Consider the following 21202-nt stretch of genomic DNA (forward strand, 5'->3'; position numbering starts at 1 on the left):
ATAAAAATCACTACAGAGTCTGAGTTTACTTCATTTTTTCGACTTCTTCTTTTGACAATCGTCGGCTTTGCCCTGGTGATAATGCTTCATCTAACGATAAGCTGCCAATCGACATTCTGTGTAGCTTAACAACAGGGTTTCGAAATCGACCAAACATTCTTTTTATTTGATGATAGCGCCCTTCACTTAAATAAACATCGGCGACGTTATCTGACAATATAACCAGTTTGGCAGGTTTGGTTGTGATATTTTCAAATGAAAAATACATGCCTTTTTCAAACGCATCGATGTAATCGTTGTTTAGTTGATTCGCGAGAGTGACACGATATTTTTTAATGATCTTATTGTCAGGAGAGGTTAAAAACGACGACAACCGACTATTGTTGGTTAGCAACAAAAGCCCTGACGAATTTAAATCTAATCGGCCTACTATATGTAATTCTTCAACCAATTGAGGAGTAAAATTTCCTGAGTCGTTAAGTAAATCAATCACCGTTTTATGTTGTTCATCTTTAGTTGCGCTTACCACACCAATTGGTTTATTGAGCATAATATAATGCGGTGTATTGTTTTGAATAACGTGGTTATCTACAGTAATAACTGAAAATGTATCAACAATTTGTTCAATATTCTTTGCAATACAATCATCAACACAAATACGTTTTTGTGCCAACATTAAACGAACATCACGACGGCTAATATTAAGTTGCTGACTAATAAATCGGTCTAGTCGGATACGGCTTAACGCCATTATTACTACCTAGGAAATCAAAATTTTTCGATGCTTTATTATATAAAATATTTATCAATCATGTTTAACTTTTACCTGTAAAGTAAAGTTAACGTGAAAATTTAAGGTGGTTTGTAGGACTTTAAATTAAAAATAGATATACTCATCAAACCAAAAGACTCATTAGAATAAGGATTTTATATGCACGGCACAACTATGGTCGTTATTATCGTTTTCATTTCTGTCGGCTTTAGTGTTATTGGCGCTATGCATAAAAGGCATATGGCCTTTAAAGAAAAATCGTTAAAGAAACTCGCACAAAGTGAAGAAAGTCAAAATTTACAAGAGCAACTAACAACCCTTAAAGAACGGGTTCAAGTGTTAGAAAAAATCGTTACCGATGAAGGTTATAACCTCCAAAAAGAAATCAGTAAACTGTAAATAAAATAGTAAAGGAAGTACTTTGAAGCTGATAATGAAAACGGAGTTTGACAACTTAAAGCTGAATATTAATCATAGGGTCGACTCTAACACTAATGGTGACAAACATGTGTTAAAGGTTTTTGCGAATAATGAGCTTATTGCTAAAAAAGTTCATGTAAAAAAGTCGATAAGATACTTTGCTATTCAGAATTATCATGATTATTTAATGCCCGACTCAGATAATAGTTAATACGACTTACCTATAATAAATAATAAATTTAGACATAAAAAAAACCTCACCCTGGGTGAGGTTTTAAAGTGACAAAATCTATTGTTCTGATGTTTCTACTTTAACATCCATGTCATCAGCTATCGTGCTATTACTTAATAGTGCCGAGATGGTTAAAACCAAAACAGCCAAAATTACTGTTGTCAGTTTAAACCCTTTCGAGGATGACTTACTCATTTTATATTCCTGAATTTTTTACTTTTTTACATCATTTTTATTAGTATAAAAAAAACAACGCATAAAACTTAAATGATTAAAATATAAATATCAATAGATTAAAGAAAAAATATGATGTAAAACTAAATTTTATTCCACTCTAGCTTGATAGTTTTTTTTAATTCAAAGCAAATTTCGCGTCAATAGCTGGCCTATTGCAAGAAATTTAACGAAGAAGTAAGGAAAAATAGTTGCTAGAGAAATATTTGTTAAGTCGAGCTCAGGTTAATTAATCTTGCTGTTTATCTTGTGTAAAAACATGTCCTTCTGGTGATAAATCTACTTTAATTGAAGCACTTAACACAACCAAGCCAGTAGGCAATTGCGTCAATTTAACATCACCATCAAACAACTGACACCATTTTTTAACCATCGCCATATTGGTACTAAAACTACTCAAATCACTATCAACTAACCCCAAATGTTTTTCATTTTGTTCCATTTCGATTTCAGTTAAATAATTCATTGATGGTGTAACAACCATAAATAAAGACACTCGTTTAAATTGATGAATATGCCCTTTAATCGACAAATTTAATTCATTTGTATTTAATAGTTGGGCAGCACTCTCCGCCAAAGTTACCATTAGCTTTTGAATTCTTAGCTCATCAGAGGCTATTAAATGCGGTACATTTTCATTAATCAAAAAAGTAAAGTTCAACTTATTATCTTTATTAGTCGCATTTAATAGTGTTTCAATTCGCTGTAAAAAATGATGAAAGTCAAACACATTTATTTGAATCATTTCAGTCGCCCCTGACTCTATTTCGGTCAAGTCAATTACCGTATCAATTAGTTGAGTTAAATTATGAGACGCATTATCAATATCAGCCATTGATATTTCCGCTTGCGCATAAGTTGGATGTTGCCTAAATTTTGCAATAAAATACTTTATCGCATAAATTGGCGTTCTCAACTCACTACTTAATGTTTGTAAAAAGTTACTCTTCGCTAGGTTTTTATCATCTGAAGACTGTTTAGCTGTCATTAACTCTCTAGTTTTTAATACAACTTGATGGCTTAACTCAACAGAATAAGCAGCCATCATTAAGATTAACAACTGAAAAATTATCCCTCCTGTGGTCCCACCTAAAAGCAACATCCAAGTTTGCCAACTTTTGGGTTGGTTTATCCAAGGTGCTTTCTCAGTAACACAAATACGCCACTTTCTAGCGAATACAGTTAATTCTAATGTCTCACTCAAGCGGCCGCTGTTATCTACTTGACGACCAAATAGCAAAAAAGGTTCACTAGAGGTAATGTCTTGAATGATTAAATTAACGTTTTTGGCAGAATCAGTTTTAGTAAGCTCTTGAAATATAGACTCAAATTGAACGACAGCAATAACATAACCATTCAATTTTTGATATTCATCAGAGCTATTATCGTTAAATGGATTAAGTGATGGGCTGTTTAAAACAGGGGAAAATACAATAATAGAAGGGTTCGCGTTACTGTCTTGTATTAATGTTAAAGGGGCACTAGCAACTAATTTATTCAATTTAAATGCTGAATGTATTGCCACTTTATTACCTGGATGGCTCATTAAATCTAAACCTTGAGCTTGTACATTACCTTTTTGTGGATAAATATAATAAACGGGAAAATATTCAGGCTTTTCCAAAGCAATAATTACATCTTGATTCATTAACTCCTGCTTTATTTCATACGGTGAATCTAATGCTTTAGTGGCACTACTTTCAAAAGCACTTCTATACTCATTTTCTATTAATGGGGCCCATTCTAAAGCTCTAACACTTGAATTTTCATGATAAATTCGACTGGAAAATGTACTAAACTCTTCGAAAGAAACATGATCACTTGAGTGAAAGAGAGCAGCTAAAGCATTTACTTGTTCACTAATGTGATCTATTTCTTTATTAACAAACAATTCAATATTTTGCTGCGACTTTTTAAACTGTTCAACTCTAAAGTGTTGATGAGCATTTTGAGATACCTTAAACAGTATCGCAATCGAAAGTCCCCCTAAAACTGAGGCAAAAATAACAAAAAATCGCTTTGCACGACTAAGCTGTTGAGCACCTTGGGTAAACAATAAAATAGGGATAAAAAATATACTAGTGAGTATGCTGCCAGCCCAACTTGACATAAAAATATAAGCAATCGAGTTATCTATAATTTTAACATCAAGCATTGCAATAACTACAACGCTACTCGCTGAAATTAATCCAGCAACAGGACCAATTTTTAAAATAAAGCTAAATAAAACGGTACGAGATTTTAACCACCTTTGTTGCCGCACAATTCGGTAAGTTAATTGTTTTGTCCAAAAGCTCTGTAACAATATGGCTAAAATGGCTATTAAAAAAATGGGAAAGTCTATCCCAGCACCATTAATTATTAATAAAATAAAACTAAAAGCAATAGTGCCAAAAATAATACAAAAAAGGGCTCTACTGCCCCAAACAATAATAAAGGCGCTAGCAACGCCAGCTGCGGGTCCAATAAAATTAATAATTGAATAAGGCTTTATAATCAAAGTTGTTAACAAGCAAACCATGACATAAATAAAAGTAGCTATAACTAACTTATTTGCTTTACTCAATCGCGTTTCCCTCTCTCATAACTAATAAAGTTTAAATAATGAATATTTTATTATTAAATCAATCAATGATTTTGGTCGTTGATAATAGCAACAATAATGGTAAAGAATCGAAAAATCTTTTAGAAACAATGAAAATTACCTAAATAATTTAAGTTAGATTGTTTTGTCTGTAAATTATTAAAAACAACCAAGAAAGGTTATAAAGCCTAAATTTCTAAAATTATAATCAAAGATATAGCGAAAAAAACTAAAAAACTAGGCAATAAAATTTGCAGTCATGAAGACACTAAGGGAAAATACGTGCAATTTTTATTCTTACCTTCAAATAGAGCTTAAAAAATCTCTGGAGAAAATATGTCGACTCGTCAAAAACTAGCGAATGCAATACGTGTTTTAAGCATGGATGCCGTGCAAAAAGCAAAATCAGGACACCCTGGCGCCCCAATGGGCATGGCAGATATTGCCGAAGTATTGTGGCGTGATTTTTTAAAGCACAACCCTACAGATCCACAGTGGGTAGACAGAGATCGATTTATTCTATCTAACGGCCACGGTTCAATGTTGATTTATTCATTACTGCATTTATCAGGTTATGATTTATCAATGGATGATTTAAGAAATTTTCGTCAATTACACTCTAAAACTCCAGGTCACCCAGAGTATGGTTATACCCCAGGCGTTGAAACGACAACAGGCCCGTTAGGTGCTGGTATTTCTAATGCCGTCGGTATGGCAATTGCTGAAAAAACGCTTGCAGCTCAATTTAACCGTGATGGGCATAACATTGTTGATCACCACACCTACTGCTTTTTAGGTGATGGTTGTTTAATGGAAGGCATTTCTCATGAGGTCAGTTCACTTGCTGGCACCCTTGGTTTAGGTAAATTAATTGCTTTTTGGGATGACAACGGTATTTCTATTGATGGTCATGTTGAAGGTTGGTTTACTGATAACACCCCTGCTCGTTTTGAATCGTATGGCTGGCATGTTATTAGTGTTGACGGTCATGATTCAGCAGCGATTGCCGCCGCCATTACTGAAGCAAAATCGGTAACAGATAAACCATCAATGATTTGTTGTAAAACCGTTATTGGTTTTGGCTCACCAAATAAATCAGGCACTCATGATTGCCATGGCGCACCTTTAGGTGATGACGAAATCGCTGCAACTCGCGAATTTTTAAACTGGGAACATGCACCATTTGAAGTGCCTGCTGATGTTTACGAACAATGGGATCAAAAAGAAAAAGGTCAAGCAAACCAAGCAACTTGGAATGAAAAGTTTGCTGCTTACCAAGCAGCATATCCTGAGTTAGCAAGTGAATATGAACGCCGTGTTATTAAAGGCGACTTACCAGCTGAATTTGAAGCTGCGGCAAACGCCTTTATTCAAGAATGTCACGAGAAAGGTGAAAACATCGCCTCTCGTAAAGCTTCTCAAAATGCAATTGAAGCTTATGGTCCTGTATTACCTGAAATGTTAGGTGGTTCTGCCGACTTAGCGGGTTCGAATTTAACCTTATGGTCTGGCTCAAAAGGTATTGAAACTGATGCTGCTGGTAACTACATCTTTTACGGTGTACGCGAATTTGGTATGAGCGGTATAATGAATGGTGTATCACTTCACGGTGGTTTCATTAATTATGGCGCAACTTTCATGATGTTCATGGAATATGCACGTAACGCTGTTCGCATGTCTGCATTAATGGGTATTCAAAACATTTTTGTATACACCCATGACTCAATTGGTCAAGGTGAAGATGGTCCAACACATCAACCGATAGAGCAATTAACGAACTTAAGAACCACACCAAATATGGTAACTTGGCGCCCGTGTGATGCAACTGAATCAGCTGTTGCTTGGAAAGCCTCTGTTGAACGCAGAGATGGTCCAACATCGCTTATCTTTAGTCGTCAAGGCTTACCTGCAATGACCAGAGAACAAAGCCAAGTAGCTGATATTGCTAAAGGTGCTTACATTTTAAAAGATTGTGAAGGCGCGATAGATGTTATTTTAATTGCAACAGGCTCTGAGGTTGCTTTAGCTGTAGAGTCGGCACAAGCATTAACAGAACAAGGTAAAAATGTACGTGTGGTGTCAATGCCGTCTACAAACGTATTTGATGCTCAATCAAAAGAGTATAAAGAATCGATACTTCCTTGTGCAGTGACTAACCGTGTAGCTATTGAAGCCGGACATGTTGATTTTTGGGCTAAATATGTTGGCTTACAAGGAGCCGTTGTCGGCATGACAACCTTTGGAGAGTCAGCGCCAGGCGGCGTATTGCTAGCACACTTTGGCTTTACCGTTGAAAATGTTGTTAACACGGTAAATCAACTATAACACGCTAATGATTGTTTGCTGTTAGCCTTGAGACGATAAACTCGCTCATCGCTAACAGCTTCGATATTTAACAAGAGTACACCAACAAAAAGCTGTTCAAATATGCCTATTAACATTGCCATCAATGGCTTTGGTCGTATCGGCCGAAGTATTGCTAGAGCGTTATATGAAAATCCCCAATACAGCAATTTTAATTTAATAGCGATCAACGAATTAGCGCCGCCAGAAGGCATTGCACACTTATTAAAGTATGACTCTACTCATGGCCGCTTCTCTGGTTCAGTTAAACAAAATGATCAGCAATTAATCATCAACGATGATGTTATTACCTTAACTCACCATAAAAACTTAACAGAATTACCTTGGCATGAACTCAATATTGATATTGTGCTCGATTGTACAGGAAGATTTGCCAGTAAAGCCGATGGAGAGGTACATATTGCTCAAGGTGCGAAAAAGGTTTTATTTTCTCACCCTGGCAGTAATGATTTAGATGCCACCATTATTTATGGGATAAATCATCAGCAACTTAAAGACACTGATACTGTCGTTTCTAATGGGTCTTGTACAACTAACTGTGTTGTACCTGTTATTAAAGTGATTGATGATGCGTTTGGCGTTGAAAGTGGCACAATTACCACCATACATTCATCGATGCATGATCAGCAAGTGATTGATGCCTATCACCCAGACTTAAGACGAAGCCGCGCTGCTAGCCAATCAATTATTCCTGTAGATACAAAACTTGCCATTGGTATCGAGCGAATTTTACCGCAGTTTTCAGGACGATTTGAAGCGATTGCCGTTCGTGTTCCCACCCTTAACGTCACGGCTATGGATTTAAGTTTAACGGTCAATACCGATGTTTGTATTGATGAAATTAATCAAGCAATTATTAATGCTAAAATGTCCGATCTTGTTGGCATTTTAGATTACACCGAAGAGCCGCTCGTTTCAGCCGACTTTAACCACGACTCTCACTCTTGTATCGTTGACGGTAATCAAACCAGAGTGAGTCATAAACGGTTAGTTAAAATGCTTATTTGGTGTGATAACGAGTGGGGTTTTGCTAACCGAATGTTAGATACCGCAAATTTTATGGGCCAACTTTCATTAGAAAAAACATAATTAACACAGTTTAAAAATGAATAACTTTACTTTAGTTATCTGAAAGTTAACGGATAACTATCACAATATACTTTATCAACGGAGACATTATGTCTGTTATTAAAATGACTGATTTGGCATTAGCCGAAAAACGAGTACTAATTCGTGAAGATCTAAACGTACCAGTTAAAGACGGGAAAATCACTTCTGATGCTCGCTTAAAAGCAGCTTTACCGACTATTAAACTTGCTTTAGAAGCAGGCGCAAAAGTCATGGTAATGTCTCACTTGGGCCGTCCAACAGAAGGCGAATTTAATCCAGAGTTTTCTTTACAGCCAGTTGTCGATTATTTAGCGGCAGCGTTAAATTACCCTGTAAGACTTGTATCTAATTACCTTGACGGTGTTGAAGTGGGCGCTGGTGAATTAGTAATTTTTGAAAATATCCGTTTTAATGTTGGTGAAAAAAGTAATGATGATGCATTAGCGAAAAAGTTAGCTGCCTTATGTGATGTATTTGTTATGGACGCTTTTGGTACAGCACATCGCGCCCAAGCAAGTACGCATGGCGTTGCAAAATATGCAGCAACAGCATGCGCAGGTCCATTACTGGCAGCAGAATTAGCGGCCTTAGCTCAGGCTCTTGATAAACCTGCACGTCCATTTGTTGCTATTGTTGGTGGTTCAAAAGTATCAACTAAACTAACAGTATTAGATTCTTTAGCGGGTATTGTTGATCAATTAGTTGTTGGTGGTGGCATTGCTAACACTTTTATTGCAGCACAAGGCCATAATGTAGGTAAATCGTTATTTGAAGCTGATCTAGTTGACGAAGCACAACGTTTAAGTAACGAAGCTAAAGCTAATAATGGCTTAATTCCTGTACCAACCGATGTTGTTGTTGGCAGTGAGTTTTCAGAAAACACACCTGCTACTTTAAAAGATGTGAGTAAAGTAGCTGATGGCGACATGATTTTTGATATAGGCCCAGACTCAGCAAACGCGCTAGCTGATATTATTGCTAAAGCAGGCACAATTGTATGGAATGGCCCTGTTGGCGTTTTTGAATTTGACCAGTTCTCAAAAGGTACAGAAGTTATCGCTCATGCCATTGCTAGCAGTAACGCTTTCTCAATTGCCGGTGGTGGCGACACCTTAGCTGCCGTTGATAAATATGATATTGCCGATAAAGTATCCTATATTTCTACAGGGGGCGGTGCTTTCCTTGAATTTTTAGAAGGTAAAAAACTTCCTGCAGTGGAAATTTTAGAACAAAGAGCACAATCGTAATTAATTAGTAAAATATTATAAATAGCAAAAATCAGTTAAATCACCCTCTGTTGATGGGTAATAAGAGTTTCCTAAGAGACCGATAACCCTCAACAAATATTAAGGAGAAACCACAATGGCTTCTACAGAAATGTTAGAAAAAATTGCTACCCAAAACGGTTTTATCGCCGCTTTAGATCAAAGTGGCGGTAGTACACCAAAGGCTTTAGGCTTATACGGTGTTACAGAAGATGAATTTAGTAATGACGAACAAATGTTTGATTTAGTTCACCAAATGCGTACACGTATTGTGACTAGTCCTTCATTTACCGGCCAACGTATCTTAGGTGCTATTTTATTTGAAAATACCCTAGACAGAGAAATTAATGGTAAATCGTCTGCACAATTTTTATGGCAAGAAAAACAAGTTGTCCCTTTTCTTAAAGTCGACAAAGGTTTAGTTGACGAAGCCAATGGCGTTCAGTTAATGAAAGAAATGCCTGAACTTGATCAGTTACTTGATAAAGCGGTAGCTCAAAATGTATTTGGTACTAAAATGCGCTCTGTTATTAAGCAAGCTAATGCACAAGGTATCGAAGCTGTAGTTAAACAGCAATTTGATGTGGCCAAGCAAATTTTAGCAAAAGGTTTAGTACCTATTATCGAGCCAGAAGTTGATATTAACAGCGCAGATAAAAGTGAGATAGAAAGCATACTTAAAACCCAACTGCTTGAACAATTAAGTTTGTTAGATTCAGATCAACAAGTCATGCTTAAATTAACGCTTCCTGAAACTGATAATTTTTATCGTGAATGTATCGCTCACCCAAACACCCTTAAAGTTGTTGCGCTATCTGGCGGTTATAATCGTCAAAAAGCCAACGAGAAGGTCTCTGCAAATAACGGTATTATTGCCAGTTTTTCTCGTGCATTAACCGAAGGTTTATCGGCGAAGCAATCAACCCAAGAGTTTGATCAATTACTTGATACTGCAATTGAAAGTATTTATCAAGCATCCAACACTTAAGCGTTTATTGTTTAGATAACACTCAACATATTAGCTGACTTTTCAGCGTTTATTGTTGAGTGTTTTACTTTTACTTTCCAATTTAAATTTCAATAACATCTTAATATACCGAATAAAAATCGATATAACCCTAAGTATCATAAGTAAATATAAAAATTGCATATTGTTCCTCAACGCCCCTTCCTGCTATAATTCTGTCGCCAAAAATGAAAGCTTCCAGTTTAACTTTCATTGAAACCTTCAAAACCCAAATTACGAATACTTTATAACGACCTTAGGAGTTGTTCATGGCTTTAATTTCAATGCGCCAAATGCTTGATCACGCAGCAGAGTTTCAATATGGAATTCCCGCATTTAATGTAAATAACTTAGAACAAGTGCGCGCAATAATGCTAGCGGCAAACGACACAGATAGCCCGGTGATAATGCAAGCCTCTGCAGGTGCAAGAAGCTATGCAGGAGCCCCTTTTTTACGTCACTTAATTTTAGCCGCGATTGAGGAATTCCCACATATCCCTGTGGTTATGCATCAAGATCATGGTACCTCTCCTAGCGTTTGCCAACGCTCAATTCAGTTAGGTTTTTCATCAGTAATGATGGATGGCTCTCTAGGCGAAGACGGAAAAACGCCAACAAGTTATGAGTACAATGTCGATGTTACTCGCAGAACTGTTGAAATGGCTCATGCTTGCGGTGTTTCTGTAGAAGGCGAATTAGGCTGTTTAGGCTCACTTGAAACAGGTATGGCAGGCGAAGAAGACGGTATAGGCGCTGAAGGTATCTTAACCAAAGAGCAAATGCTAACCAATCCTGAAGAAGCAGCCGACTTTGTTAATAAAACGCAAGTAGATGCACTAGCCATTGCTTGCGGTACTTCCCATGGTGCTTACAAATTCACTCGTCCTCCTACAGGCGATATTTTAGCGATTGATCGCATACGTGCTATCCATGAACGCATTCCAAATACTCACTTAGTAATGCACGGTTCTTCTTCGGTACCACAAGAGTGGCTAGCGATTATCAACGAATTTGGCGGCAATATTCCTGAAACTTATGGTGTGCCAGTAGAGCAAATTCAAGAAGGCATTAAACATGGGGTACGTAAAGTTAATATAGATACTGATTTACGCCTTGCTTCTACTGGGGCTGTTCGTCGATTTTTAGCGCAAAATCCCAATGAATTTGATCCTCGTAAATTCTTAAAAGCATCAACCGATGCCATGTATGATATTTGCAAAGCACGATATGAAGCATTTAACGCTGCTGGCAACGCAAGTAAAATAAATCCGATTAGTTTAGATGAAATGTTCAACCGTTATAATAGCGGTGAATTGAAGGCACTCATTAAATAACAAGTTTTTATATTGACTTAAAAAAGGGCTTCTTGCCCTTTTTTTGTCGCTAAAATAGCATTTTAACAACTTTTATCGCCATTTAAGGTAGGTTTGAGTTAAATAGTTGGTTACAATAGCACCTCTTTTTCAAGCGGAGTCTACTAAGATGGATTTAATAATTAACTGGTTTAACGACAATCAAACACTAATTATCGATTACGCGATCAAGTTTATCGTCGCGATTGTTATATTTATAATTGGTAAGTTTATTGCCAAACTTATCAGCCGAGCAACAGGCAAGCTTCTGAAAAAGCGTGGTGTTGATGGTGCTGTTATCTCATTCGTATCAAGCTTAACTTATGGATTAGTTTTTGTAGTCGCGCTAATTGCAGCTATCTCTCACTTAGGTTTTAACACTTCTTCTCTAGTCGCTATTATAGGTGCTGCAGGTTTAGCTATTGGCTTAGCTTTACAAGGCTCATTGTCTAATTTTGCTTCTGGTGTGTTAATTATTTCGTTACGCCCGTTTAAGTCTGGCGACTTTGTTGAAGTTTCTGGTATTGCCGGTGTTGTAGAAGAAATATTAATTTTTTCAACCAAATTAAGAACAGGCGATAATAAAACCGTTATTGTACCAAATGGTTCGATTACTAGCGGTACTATCACTAATTACTCTGCCAAGCCTACCCGAAGAATTGATTTAATTATTGGTGTAAGTTACGACGCTAACTTAGCAAAAACCAAAGAAATACTTGCCGATGTTGTCGCTAAAAATGAATTAGTATTGACAGACCAAGCCGTTACTATTGGTGTTAGCGAACTTGCAGACAGTTCAGTTAACTTAGTCGTTCGTCCTTGGGTGAAATCTGAAAATTACTGGCCGGTTTATTTTGAATTATTAGAAAACATTAAAGTCGCTTTAGATGAAGCAGGCATTGAAATACCCTACCCACAACTATCTTTACACACGAATCGAGAGGAAAATCATGACTCGTAAACTAGTCCTAACAGCATTTTGTCTATTACCATTTACTGCTTTTAGTGAAGAAGCATTAGAAGAAGCTATTCCCGTTGCACCAGAGTTTACCCTTTCTGCTGAATTAGGATTTCTCTATAAAACCGGCAACACAAAAAGTGCCGATATGAAAGCAGGTTTAAATTTTACTCATGAGAAAAACCAATGGTTAAGTTTAATTACGTTTAACTTTCTAGGTAAAAAGCTTGAAGAAACTCATGATGATGGTGAAAAAGAGTTTGTCACAACTGATAACAAATGGAATTTAACTACTCAAACAAACTACACGCTTACACCTGAAGGCCAAAATTACCTTTATGGAAACTTAGCGTACGAAGAAGATGAGTTTAGCAGTTTCAAAAAACAAAGCTCTGTTTCTATCGGTTGGGGTCGTAATTGGTATAAAACTAAAGACGCTTCTTTATTTGCAGATATCGGACCGGGTTATAAGCATGATGTTATTCGTGGCTCTGATACGGTAATGGAAGAAAGTAAAGATACTTTCATCGTTCAAGCTCAGGCACTTTATATTAGAAAAATCAATGAGTTTGTTCAGTTTAGACAATTATTTATTGCTAAAACCGCTGTTAAAGCTGACGAAAACAGTATTTATAAATCAGAAACGTCAATAACTACAAAGTTAATTGAATCTTTACAACTGAAATTTGCTTTAACTATTGATCACAATACAGAAGTAGAAGAAGGTTTTGATAACACAGATACCCAAACAGCAATGACCTTAGTGTATAGTTTCTAAGATAACGACCTCAATAGCTATGAGTTAACAAGCTTTAGCTGATAAATAAAAAAGGGATAACGTAATCGTTATCCCTTTTTAGTTTGTCATGAAACTCAGTTAATTCATTAACTATTAACTAAATTGGTTAGAAGTATTCTTAGCTCCGCCTGCTTTAAGTGCATTCTCACCAGCAAAGTATTCTTTATGATCATCACCCATATCAGAGCCTGACATGTTTTGATGTTTAACACAGGCAATACCTTGACGAATTTCCTTACGTTGTACACCTTCAACATAACCTAACATTGCTGCATCACCGAAATATTCTTTCGCTAAATTATCAACAGATAACGCTGTTGTATGATAAGTTGGCAGCGTAATTAGGTGATGGAAAATACCAGCTTCACGCGAAGTATCTGCTTGGAAGCTACGGATTTTATCATCAGCTCTTGCAGATAACTCAGAATCATCGTACTCAGCTTTCATTAAGTCTGCACGCACATAATTTGAAACATCTTCACCAGCTTCAACCATGGCATCGTACGCTTGTTGACGGAAGTTTAAAGTCCAGTTAAATGATGGGCTATTGTTGTAAACAAGTTTGGCATTTGGAATTTCTTTACGTACTTCGTTCATCATTGCTGTAATATCAGCAACGTTCGGCGTAGCGGTTTCTATCCATAATAAGTCAGCACCTGCTTTAATTGCTTCGATACTGTCAAACACACAACGCTCTTCTCCTGTTCCTGGACGGAATTGATATAATCCAGAAGGTAAACGCTTAGGGCGAACAAGTTTGCCGTCACGATTGAAACATACATCGCCTTCTGCCATCTCTGATACATCAATCTCTTCAACATCTAAGAAAGAGTTATAGATATCACCTTGATCACCTGGCTCTTTAACTACAGCAATTTCTTTAGTAAGACCTGCACCTTCAGAGTCAGTACGAGAAACAATAATACCGTTATCGATACCTAATTCTAAGAAAGCATGACGTAGTGCTCGAATTTTAGAATGAAAATCAGCATGGGGCACTGTTACTTTACCATCTTGATGGCCACATTGTTTTTCATCAGCTACTTGGTTTTCGATTTGTAATGCACACGCACCGGCTTCAATCATTTGCTTAGCCATTAGGTAAGTTGCTTCAGCGTTACCGAATCCGGCATCAATATCGGCAATAATAGGCACAACGTGTGTCACATGATTATCAATTTGTTCCTGAATTGCTGGTTTGTCAGCATCGCTTGCCGCATCTAACTCGCGAAATAAACCGCCTAATTCACGTGCATCGGCTTGGCGTAAGAAAGTGTATAATTCTTTAACTAAAGCTGCCACTGTCGTTTTTTCATGCATTGATTGATCTGGAAGTGGACCTAGTTCACTTCGAAGTGCAGCTACCATCCAACCCGATAGGTACAAATAACGACGGTCAGTTTTTCCACCAAAATGTTTCTTGATAGAAATCATCTTTTGTTGACCAACAAAACCATGCCAACAGCCTAAAGACTGTGTATATTTAGTATTGTCAGCATCATATGCGGCCATATCTTTACGCATAATATCAGCAGTGTATTGAGCAATTTCTAAGCCTGTTTTAAATTTATTTTGAGCACGCATACGGGCAACTGATTCAGGGTTAATAGTATCCCAAGAGCTACCTGCTTGTTCTTTTATTGCTTTTACTGCGTCTATCGCACTTTGATAATTAGACATAACACTTTCTCCAAGAGTCTCACCGACATTATTGATAATCAAAATGATGTAACTAACCATGAAAGCTGTCACACCGAACAACACAAAGCATAGTTCAACCCAGAAACATTTATGAAATATATATTTTCTATTACCACCATTCATAAAAAATATATTGGTACAATTACTCTAATAAAACATTAAAATAATTCATTGTTATACAAACAGTTAAGATAAAACACCTGTTTAACTTTCAACTATTTTTGTATTTTTATTTTGTTGAAAACATTGAAATAACATGAGTATTCACACTATAGTGGCAATATCTATATCACTTATGTTTTTTAGGAACTTCATTAAAACTATGAATATTTCAAAAATCGACTTAAACCTGCTGATCTATCTTGACGTATTACTTCGAGAAAAGAATGTGACCCGTGCTGCGAGTCAATTAAATATAACTCAGCCAGCGATGAGTAATGGCTTAAAACGTTTGAGAAATTTATTTAATGATCCTATTTTAGTGCGCACCTCTGATGGTATGGTACCTACAGAAAGAGCTCGTACTCTTGGCCCTGCAATAAGAAAAATATTGCTGGAATTAGAAGAAGCTTTACAAGGTGAAGAGGAATTTAACGAACAAAAAAGTCAACGCGTATTTAGATTAATGGCCAGTGATTATGCTGCTTCAACGCTTATTCCTAAATTATTAAAAAGCATCAATGAAATAGCCCCGAGTATTACCATTGATATTATGACTCCAAGTGATGTTAACTTCCACGACGTAGAGGAAGGTAAAATCGACATGGCAATAAACCGCTTTGATGAATTACCGCAATCATTTCATCAAAAAACCATATGGCGTGATTCATTCTCTTGCCTATTAAGTGCTGACAACCCTGTCGTTTCGAAATTTAATTTAAATTCTTATTTAGCGGCAAAGCATGTTTGGGTATCCAAAACAGGCTTTGGTGTAGGGGTTGGCATGGATCCCAAAGATGTGCAAAAACTTGGTTGGGTTGACGAAGCACTAGCACGCTTGGGCAAGAAACGAGACATAAGTGTATTTACCCGTAATTATCAAGTCGCGATGCAACTTGCATTTGAAGCTGATATTATTGCTACCCTCCCCACCAAAGCGGCAATGCTTCATCAAAATGATAGTAACTATACAATATTAAAACCCCCTTTTGATATTCCTGACATTGAGTTAAAAATGATTTGGAGTCCATTACTCCATCACGATGCTAGCCATATTTGGTTTAGGAAATTGGTGATCAATGCAGCAAAGCTTGCTTCAAAAAATTAAGAGTGCCTTGTATGCGATCTTTACCATTGCAGCTTGTTTAGCGGCAGGTAAATTAACGGCAACCTACCTAGGAGGCTTACCGGCTAGTTTATACGGTATGCTTTTATTAACTTGTGCTTTGCATTTTCAATGGGTTAATCCTGATAAATTTACCGACACAGTCGCTTGGGTAATACAACATATGGGGGTGTGCTTTGTGCCAGCGGGTGTCGGCATAATTAATCATTATCAATTAATTAAAACTCACGGTGTTGCGCTTGTGGGTATTATTTTTTGTAGTACGTTTTTATTGCTTACCTTTGTCGGTTTGGTGTATCAAAAGTTTTTGACTAAACAAGAGTTAATCAGAGAAAAAACGACTAAGAGCTACAAAGGCGAGGCAATTGAATAACTTGACTGAGCAATTTGTAAATTTACCTTTTTTCACTAACGTGTTGTTGATTATGGCAACCATAGTGCTTTATCAATTTTTTGCTTACATTCAAAATCGGTGTCAACGTATTTGGTTAAACCCAATGATTTTGACAATTTTAGTTATTATTCCTTGCTTACTCTTAACGGGCCTTAAGTTTGAACAGTATTTTAAGGCAACACAAAGCCTTAATGCCTTATTAGAGCCCGCAGTGGTAGCACTCGGCTTCCCGCTTTATCAACATTTAACCAGTATAAAATATCAGTGGAAAACACTCGGTTTGATACTCATGCTTGGTGTGGTCATCGTAATTACAATCAGCTTTATGCTAACCATGATTTTAATTTCATTACCTGAAATAGCTATATCCTTATCATTAAAATCTGTTACTACGCCCATTGGTATTGCACTTAGTGAGCAACTCAATGGCGATAATTCGATAACAGCTTTTGCTATTATACTTGCAGGCTTATTTGGAGCATTGTTAGGGCCGAGTTGGCTTAAGTTTATTAATGTAGACTCAGCTCAAGCTCAAGGATTAGCTATTGGAGCAGCTAGCCATGCTATTGGCACAGCCAGTGTAGGAAAAATCAGTTACGAGCATGGGGCTTATAGTTCGTTAGCACTTATTGTTAGTGCTACTTTAACCGCATTGTTCAGCCCGATGTTAATTAAATTTTTACATCTAATCTTCTTGTAAATAACTATTTTTTGTAACCGTGTTAAATATCTATTTGCTGCACCCTGTTATTTTTGAGAGCAGCAGCTGCGACTTACACAAAGCTAACTAAAAAGCTAACTATTTTGATGAATGTAAACCAAACATATTTCCTTCAGTATCTAGTGCTAACGTAATATTGCCATATTCACCGATAGACATTTTAGTTCGTTCAATTTTTCCTCCGGCTTCTTCTATACGCGCTTCCTCTACCGCGCAATCTTCACAAGTAAAGTAAATCAAAGTACTATTACCTCCTGCTTTAACCCCTTTCATTTTGACCAATGCACCAGTTGCCCCATACTTTTCCATATCAGCGGGAAAAGCTAACATTTCAATATCTGTATCATTAGGATCGCCTAAACTTTCTAATTGTAAATCGAGGACAGTCTGGTAAAACGATTTTGCGCGAGGCAAATCATCTACATAAATTTCAAACCAACATGCAGGGTTATTTATCATCAAGTAGTTCCTTAAAATGAAGTTATATCGTTTAAGTTAAATAGTCATGTTGAAATATAGATATGAATAAGATGAAAGGCAAAAAAATAAGCCAACTCATTCTATATCATATACCCCTTTGCTGTTTAACCAACCAACAGCTTCTTCAATATCGTTACAGAACTTACTTTCTACATTAGTTAATACGTCATGGCTCGCTTCCATAAGTGTTTGCTGGGTTGCCATACAGCAAATCACCGCTTCATACCTTTGGTTATGTGTATTTCCCCACTGATTCAATTTATCTATTTCATCCCACATACCCGGAGTAGATAATTCCCATTGACTTAAATCAACTAAACAAGCCCAAGGTTTATCATAGATGGTTGCAACAAGTACTTTATATTCTTCACAAAGCCTCAGCACAGTTTCTATATTCCAAGCATCGAAACATTGAACAATTAATGTTTGGTCAATAATTTTCATTTTAAAAGAACCATGCTCCCGCACAAACACCTCCGAAAAATACCTACTTATTCACTAAGTGGTTTCACCTATCATATCGGCTTTAACTTAATAATCTATAACAAAGGTTTCAATTTTCTGGTTATTTTTAAAATAAACATGATAAATCAATAACTAGAGCTACAACAAATATCACTTCCACCAATATTGACATAAACAGTGTTTCTACAAACAGAATAAGATATTCACCCAATGAATAGCAACTATCATCAAGTGCAATAACTTTACTTGCTATTTAAATCAGCCTTATTAAAACAAATAAAAATCATTCAAAAACAACAAACTACAACAAAAGCCTATTGATATATAAATTTTAATTTCACTTAAAAAGCAATAATCCCCCAAGGGCTGCACATTCAGTCTATTGAAGTTAAATCACTTTCCTCCTAGGATAACGCTATATTTATGTATGAATGATTGTTTTCATTCACTTTGGCAAATAACATTATTTGCACAATTATTTTAAGTGAGATATCTATGAATCAACGAATTTCCAAAGCTAATTTACACGTTTCTCAGTGCCTTGCTGATTTTATAGATTATGAAGTTTTACCTGAAAGCGGCATTTCAACAGAACACTTTTGGTCAAGATTTTCAGAAATCATCCATAATTTAAGTGATGAGAATCGCCAATTACTTAATAAAAGAGATGAATTACAACTTCAAATTGATCAATGGCATCAAGCCCATCAAGGAGAGCTTTTTAATTTCGAACAATACAAGCAGTTTTTAAACGAAATTAATTATTTAGTGCCAAAAGTTGAAGACTTTTCTATTTCAACAAACCATGTTGATGATGAACTTGCATCTTTAGCCGGTCCACAATTAGTAGTGCCTATAATGAACGCTAGATTTGCATTAAATGCAGTTAATGCTCGTTGGGGTAGTTTATATGATGCTTTATATGGTTCAGATGTTATTAGTGATACAGACGGGGCCGAGCAAACAAAAAGTTATAATGCTGTGCGGGGCCAAAAAGTTATAGAGTTTGCAAAAACATTTTTAGACCAAACTATTCCATTAGTTAAAGGCAGTCATAAAAACGCTGTCGATTATCAATTAACCCAAGAACAAGTCATCGTAACGTTAGAAAGCGGAGAACAATCTAGCTTAGCGCATCCTGAAACTTTTGTCGGTTTTACAGGTAGTATAACTCAACCAAACGCATTGTTATTTAAACACCATGGTTTGCACTTTGAGATTGCATTTGAGCGCAATAATGTTATCGCAAAATCTGATTTAGCAGGTATTAGCGACATTCTAATTGAGGCAGCACTTACCACAATCATGGACTGTGAAGATTCTGTTGCTGCCGTTGATGCACAAGATAAAGTCATTGCCTATCGGAACTGGTTAGGTTTAATGAAAGGCACTTTATCGCAAAGCATTACCAAAAATGGTGACGAATTTACCCGCTCGATGAATCCAAATCGTCAATATCAAAGCTTGTCAGGCGATAATATTATCGTTAAAGCCCGCAGCTTGATGTTTGTTCGAAATGTCGGTCACTTAATGACTAATGATGCCATTTTAGACGCTAACGGCAATGAAGTTCCTGAAGGTATTTTAGATGCAATGATCACCTCTACTATTGCTTTACACGATATAAAATCGATAAAGAAAAATAGTGATAAGGGCTCGATATACATAGTAAAACCTAAAATGCATGGTCCAGATGAAGTTGCTTTTGCAGATAAATTATTTGCTGCAGTAGAAGATGCATTATCATTAACTCGCTCAACAATTAAAATGGGCATCATGGATGAAGAGCGTCGCACGAGTGTTAATTTAAAAGCGTGCATTCATAGCGCTAAAGATCGGGTAGTTTTCATTAATACTGGCTTTTTAGATAGAACAGGTGATGAAATACATACGTCAATGGAAGCTGGCGCTATGGCGCGAAAAGCTGAAATTAAATTAACGCCTTGGATCGCTGCCTACGAAGATAATAATGTTGATATTGGTTTAGCTTGTGGTTTCAGTGGTAAAGCTCAAATAGGCAAAGGTATGTGGCCGATACCCGATCAAATGGCAAATATGCTAGCAAGTAAAATTAATCATGTAGAAGCAGGCGCAAACACTGCTTGGGTTCCTTCTCCTACTGCTGCAGTATTACATGCTTTACACTATCATCGAGTAGATGTGTTTGAATTACAAAAATCATTAAAAAACAGAACAGCCGCCAATATTGATGATATTTTAACCATTCCATTAGCCGAAAACACACAGTGGAGTGATAGCGAAATACAAGCAGAGCTAGATAATAATGCACAAGGTATTTTAGGCTACGTAGTACGTTGGATAGACCAAGGTATTGGCTGCTCCAAAGTACCTGATATAAATGATATTGGATTAATGGAAGATCGAGCCACGTTGAGAATTTCAAGCCAGCATTTAGCTAATTGGTTGCGTCATAATATTTGTACTGAAGAGCAAGTAATGCAAAGTATGAAGAAAATGGCAAAAATTGTTGATCAACAAAATATCAGCGACAATAGTTATCAAGCTATGTCGACTGACTTTACAAATAGCGTTGCATTTAAAGCCGCATGCCAATTAGTGTTTGATGGCACAGTACAACCCAATGGTTACACTGAGCCTTTATTACACGAATTTAGAAAATTGAAAAAAAGTGAGCGATAGTAGTAAGTTATAGTTAAATTAAACATCGTAGATTGATACTTTACATATTTTAATTAACACTAACGGCTAATCAATATGATTAGCCGTTTACATTTTATGGCTTTATCTATTATTTAAAATAATGAAATGACACAGCATCTGAATCGGTCTAGTTAACCTGAACCCGGTTTAGTTAGCTTAAACAGTTATAAATGACTTACGAGTATAAACATTTACAATTGATTATGGAGAATGATTAGCAGTAATAAAGTCTTACAAATCGAAACAAAATTGCACTTAATCGTATAATACTAGCAATTGACCTCACAAGTATCGCATTGAGTTAACTATAGGCTTATAGTTACAATGTAATAATTAATTATCAAAATTTATTATTAATCGTTTATATAGGGCTTAAGT

The 21202-nt window shown here is 36.3% G+C and carries 19 protein-coding genes; 13 read left to right on the forward strand and 6 right to left on the reverse strand.

Going from position 1 to position 21202, the window contains the following annotated elements; translation table 11 throughout:
• Positions 1-25: 25 nt before the first annotated feature.
• Positions 26-751: a pseudouridine synthase gene (locus tag AC27G3_RS04090; RefSeq protein ID WP_487119052.1), complete on the reverse strand. Its 726-nt coding sequence runs from the start codon at positions 749-751 to the stop codon at positions 26-28.
• A gap of 180 nt (positions 752-931) precedes the next feature.
• Between AC27G3_RS04090 and AC27G3_RS04095 the strand changes: the two genes are divergently transcribed.
• A complete protein-coding gene (locus tag AC27G3_RS04095) occupies positions 932-1171 on the forward strand; it encodes a hypothetical protein (RefSeq protein WP_487119054.1) in 240 nt (79 codons plus the stop codon).
• 34 nt (positions 1172-1205) lie between these two features.
• A complete protein-coding gene (locus tag AC27G3_RS04100; RefSeq protein ID WP_487119056.1) occupies positions 1206-1403 on the forward strand; it encodes a hypothetical protein in 198 nt (65 codons plus the stop codon).
• A 78-nt stretch (positions 1404-1481) separates the two neighbouring features.
• Here AC27G3_RS04100 and AC27G3_RS04105 read toward each other — a convergent pair whose 3' ends face one another.
• Together AC27G3_RS04105 and AC27G3_RS04110 are read right to left on the reverse strand one after the other, a co-directional pair.
• Positions 1482-1619, reverse strand: coding sequence for a hypothetical protein (locus AC27G3_RS04105; RefSeq protein WP_487119058.1), 138 nt, complete (start codon positions 1617-1619; stop codon positions 1482-1484).
• Positions 1620-1887: 268 nt separating this feature from the next.
• A complete protein-coding gene (locus tag AC27G3_RS04110; RefSeq protein WP_487119060.1) occupies positions 1888-4224 on the reverse strand; it encodes a CHASE domain-containing protein in 2337 nt (778 codons plus the stop codon).
• A 354-nt stretch (positions 4225-4578) separates the two neighbouring features.
• On the opposite strand from AC27G3_RS04110, the gene tkt reads away from it, so the two are divergent.
• From tkt to AC27G3_RS04145, 7 genes are all read left to right on the forward strand, one after another.
• Positions 4579-6567, forward strand: a complete 1989-nt coding sequence (gene tkt, locus AC27G3_RS04115) for a transketolase (protein WP_487119062.1) — start codon at positions 4579-4581, stop codon at positions 6565-6567.
• A gap of 102 nt (positions 6568-6669) precedes the next feature.
• Positions 6670-7695 (forward strand): erythrose-4-phosphate dehydrogenase, encoded by a 1026-nt coding sequence (gene epd / locus AC27G3_RS04120; protein ID WP_487119064.1) that lies wholly within the window; start codon positions 6670-6672, stop codon positions 7693-7695.
• A gap of 89 nt (positions 7696-7784) precedes the next feature.
• Positions 7785-8963 (forward strand): phosphoglycerate kinase, encoded by a 1179-nt coding sequence (locus AC27G3_RS04125; RefSeq protein ID WP_487119066.1) that lies wholly within the window; start codon positions 7785-7787, stop codon positions 8961-8963.
• 115 nt (positions 8964-9078) lie between these two features.
• Entirely contained in the window at positions 9079-9969 is an 891-nt protein-coding gene (locus AC27G3_RS04130; protein ID WP_487119068.1) for a fructose bisphosphate aldolase, read from the forward strand.
• Between the two features lie 287 nt (positions 9970-10256).
• The gene (gene fba / locus AC27G3_RS04135; protein ID WP_487119070.1) at positions 10257-11321 is read left to right on the forward strand and encodes a class II fructose-bisphosphate aldolase; all 1065 of its coding nucleotides are present in this window, start codon (positions 10257-10259) and stop codon (positions 11319-11321) included.
• 148 nt (positions 11322-11469) lie between these two features.
• Positions 11470-12300: a mechanosensitive ion channel family protein gene (locus AC27G3_RS04140; RefSeq protein ID WP_487119072.1), complete on the forward strand. Its 831-nt coding sequence runs from the start codon at positions 11470-11472 to the stop codon at positions 12298-12300.
• The gene (locus AC27G3_RS04145; protein WP_487119073.1) at positions 12290-13075 is read left to right on the forward strand and encodes a DUF481 domain-containing protein; all 786 of its coding nucleotides are present in this window, start codon (positions 12290-12292) and stop codon (positions 13073-13075) included. Before AC27G3_RS04140 ends, AC27G3_RS04145 begins: the two co-directional genes overlap by 11 nt.
• Before the next feature lie 114 nt (positions 13076-13189).
• On the opposite strand, the gene AC27G3_RS04150 is transcribed toward AC27G3_RS04145, so the two are convergent.
• Positions 13190-14776 carry an isocitrate lyase gene (locus tag AC27G3_RS04150; protein WP_487119075.1) on the reverse strand — a complete coding sequence of 529 codons (1587 nt, stop codon included), beginning with the start codon at positions 14774-14776 and terminating at the stop codon, positions 13190-13192.
• Between the two features lie 343 nt (positions 14777-15119).
• Between AC27G3_RS04150 and AC27G3_RS04155 the strand changes: the two genes are divergently transcribed.
• Genes AC27G3_RS04155 through AC27G3_RS04165 form a run of 3 tightly spaced genes read left to right on the forward strand, consistent with a single transcriptional unit; the run spans position 15120 to position 17176 of the window.
• Positions 15120-16064 (forward strand): LysR family transcriptional regulator, encoded by a 945-nt coding sequence (locus tag AC27G3_RS04155; RefSeq protein ID WP_487119077.1) that lies wholly within the window; start codon positions 15120-15122, stop codon positions 16062-16064.
• Positions 16036-16455: a CidA/LrgA family protein gene (locus AC27G3_RS04160; protein WP_487119079.1), complete on the forward strand. Its 420-nt coding sequence runs from the start codon at positions 16036-16038 to the stop codon at positions 16453-16455. The genes AC27G3_RS04155 and AC27G3_RS04160 overlap by 29 nt, the downstream gene beginning before the upstream one ends.
• The gene (locus tag AC27G3_RS04165) at positions 16448-17176 is read left to right on the forward strand and encodes an LrgB family protein (RefSeq protein ID WP_487119080.1); all 729 of its coding nucleotides are present in this window, start codon (positions 16448-16450) and stop codon (positions 17174-17176) included. The genes AC27G3_RS04160 and AC27G3_RS04165 overlap by 8 nt, the downstream gene beginning before the upstream one ends.
• A gap of 99 nt (positions 17177-17275) precedes the next feature.
• Here the strand turns inward: AC27G3_RS04165 and AC27G3_RS04170 are convergent, their stop codons facing one another.
• Both AC27G3_RS04170 and AC27G3_RS04175 read right to left on the reverse strand, forming a co-directional pair.
• On the reverse strand, positions 17276-17653 hold the full coding sequence (locus AC27G3_RS04170) for a VOC family protein (protein WP_487119378.1): 378 nt from the start codon (positions 17651-17653) through the stop codon (positions 17276-17278).
• Positions 17654-17752: 99 nt separating this feature from the next.
• Positions 17753-18121: a hypothetical protein gene (locus AC27G3_RS04175; protein ID WP_487119081.1), complete on the reverse strand. Its 369-nt coding sequence runs from the start codon at positions 18119-18121 to the stop codon at positions 17753-17755.
• 516 nt (positions 18122-18637) lie between these two features.
• Here AC27G3_RS04175 and AC27G3_RS04180 point away from each other — a divergent pair.
• Positions 18638-20803: a malate synthase G gene (locus AC27G3_RS04180; protein WP_487119083.1), complete on the forward strand. Its 2166-nt coding sequence runs from the start codon at positions 18638-18640 to the stop codon at positions 20801-20803.
• The last annotated feature ends 399 nt before the right edge of the window (positions 20804-21202 follow it).

The organism is Colwellia sp. SU-HH01217, assembly GCF_057543495.1.

Excerpts from the sequence above, each read along its gene's own strand:
- AC27G3_RS04095 (WP_487119054.1), top strand. The coding sequence starts at position 932 with ATGCACGGCACAACTATGGTCGTTATTATCGTTTTCATTTCTGTCGGC.
- AC27G3_RS04180 (WP_487119083.1), top strand. The coding sequence starts at position 18,638 with ATGAATCAACGAATTTCCAAAGCTAATTTACACGTTTCTCAGTGCCTT.
- AC27G3_RS04100 (WP_487119056.1), top strand. The coding sequence starts at position 1,206 with ATGAAAACGGAGTTTGACAACTTAAAGCTGAATATTAATCATAGGGTC.
- AC27G3_RS04150 (WP_487119075.1), bottom strand. The coding sequence starts at position 14,776 with ATGTCTAATTATCAAAGTGCGATAGACGCAGTAAAAGCAATAAAAGAA.
- AC27G3_RS04125 (WP_487119066.1), top strand. The coding sequence starts at position 7,785 with ATGTCTGTTATTAAAATGACTGATTTGGCATTAGCCGAAAAACGAGTA.
- AC27G3_RS04155 (WP_487119077.1), top strand. The coding sequence starts at position 15,120 with ATGAATATTTCAAAAATCGACTTAAACCTGCTGATCTATCTTGACGTA.
- AC27G3_RS04145 (WP_487119073.1), top strand. The coding sequence starts at position 12,290 with ATGACTCGTAAACTAGTCCTAACAGCATTTTGTCTATTACCATTTACT.
- tkt (WP_487119062.1), top strand. The coding sequence starts at position 4,579 with ATGTCGACTCGTCAAAAACTAGCGAATGCAATACGTGTTTTAAGCATG.
- AC27G3_RS04105 (WP_487119058.1), bottom strand. The coding sequence starts at position 1,619 with ATGAGTAAGTCATCCTCGAAAGGGTTTAAACTGACAACAGTAATTTTG.
- AC27G3_RS04160 (WP_487119079.1), top strand. The coding sequence starts at position 16,036 with ATGCAGCAAAGCTTGCTTCAAAAAATTAAGAGTGCCTTGTATGCGATC.
- AC27G3_RS04130 (WP_487119068.1), top strand. The coding sequence starts at position 9,079 with ATGGCTTCTACAGAAATGTTAGAAAAAATTGCTACCCAAAACGGTTTT.
- fba (WP_487119070.1), top strand. The coding sequence starts at position 10,257 with ATGGCTTTAATTTCAATGCGCCAAATGCTTGATCACGCAGCAGAGTTT.
- epd (WP_487119064.1), top strand. The coding sequence starts at position 6,670 with ATGCCTATTAACATTGCCATCAATGGCTTTGGTCGTATCGGCCGAAGT.
- AC27G3_RS04175 (WP_487119081.1), bottom strand. The coding sequence starts at position 18,121 with ATGAAAATTATTGACCAAACATTAATTGTTCAATGTTTCGATGCTTGG.
- AC27G3_RS04090 (WP_487119052.1), bottom strand. The coding sequence starts at position 751 with ATGGCGTTAAGCCGTATCCGACTAGACCGATTTATTAGTCAGCAACTT.
- AC27G3_RS04140 (WP_487119072.1), top strand. The coding sequence starts at position 11,470 with ATGGATTTAATAATTAACTGGTTTAACGACAATCAAACACTAATTATC.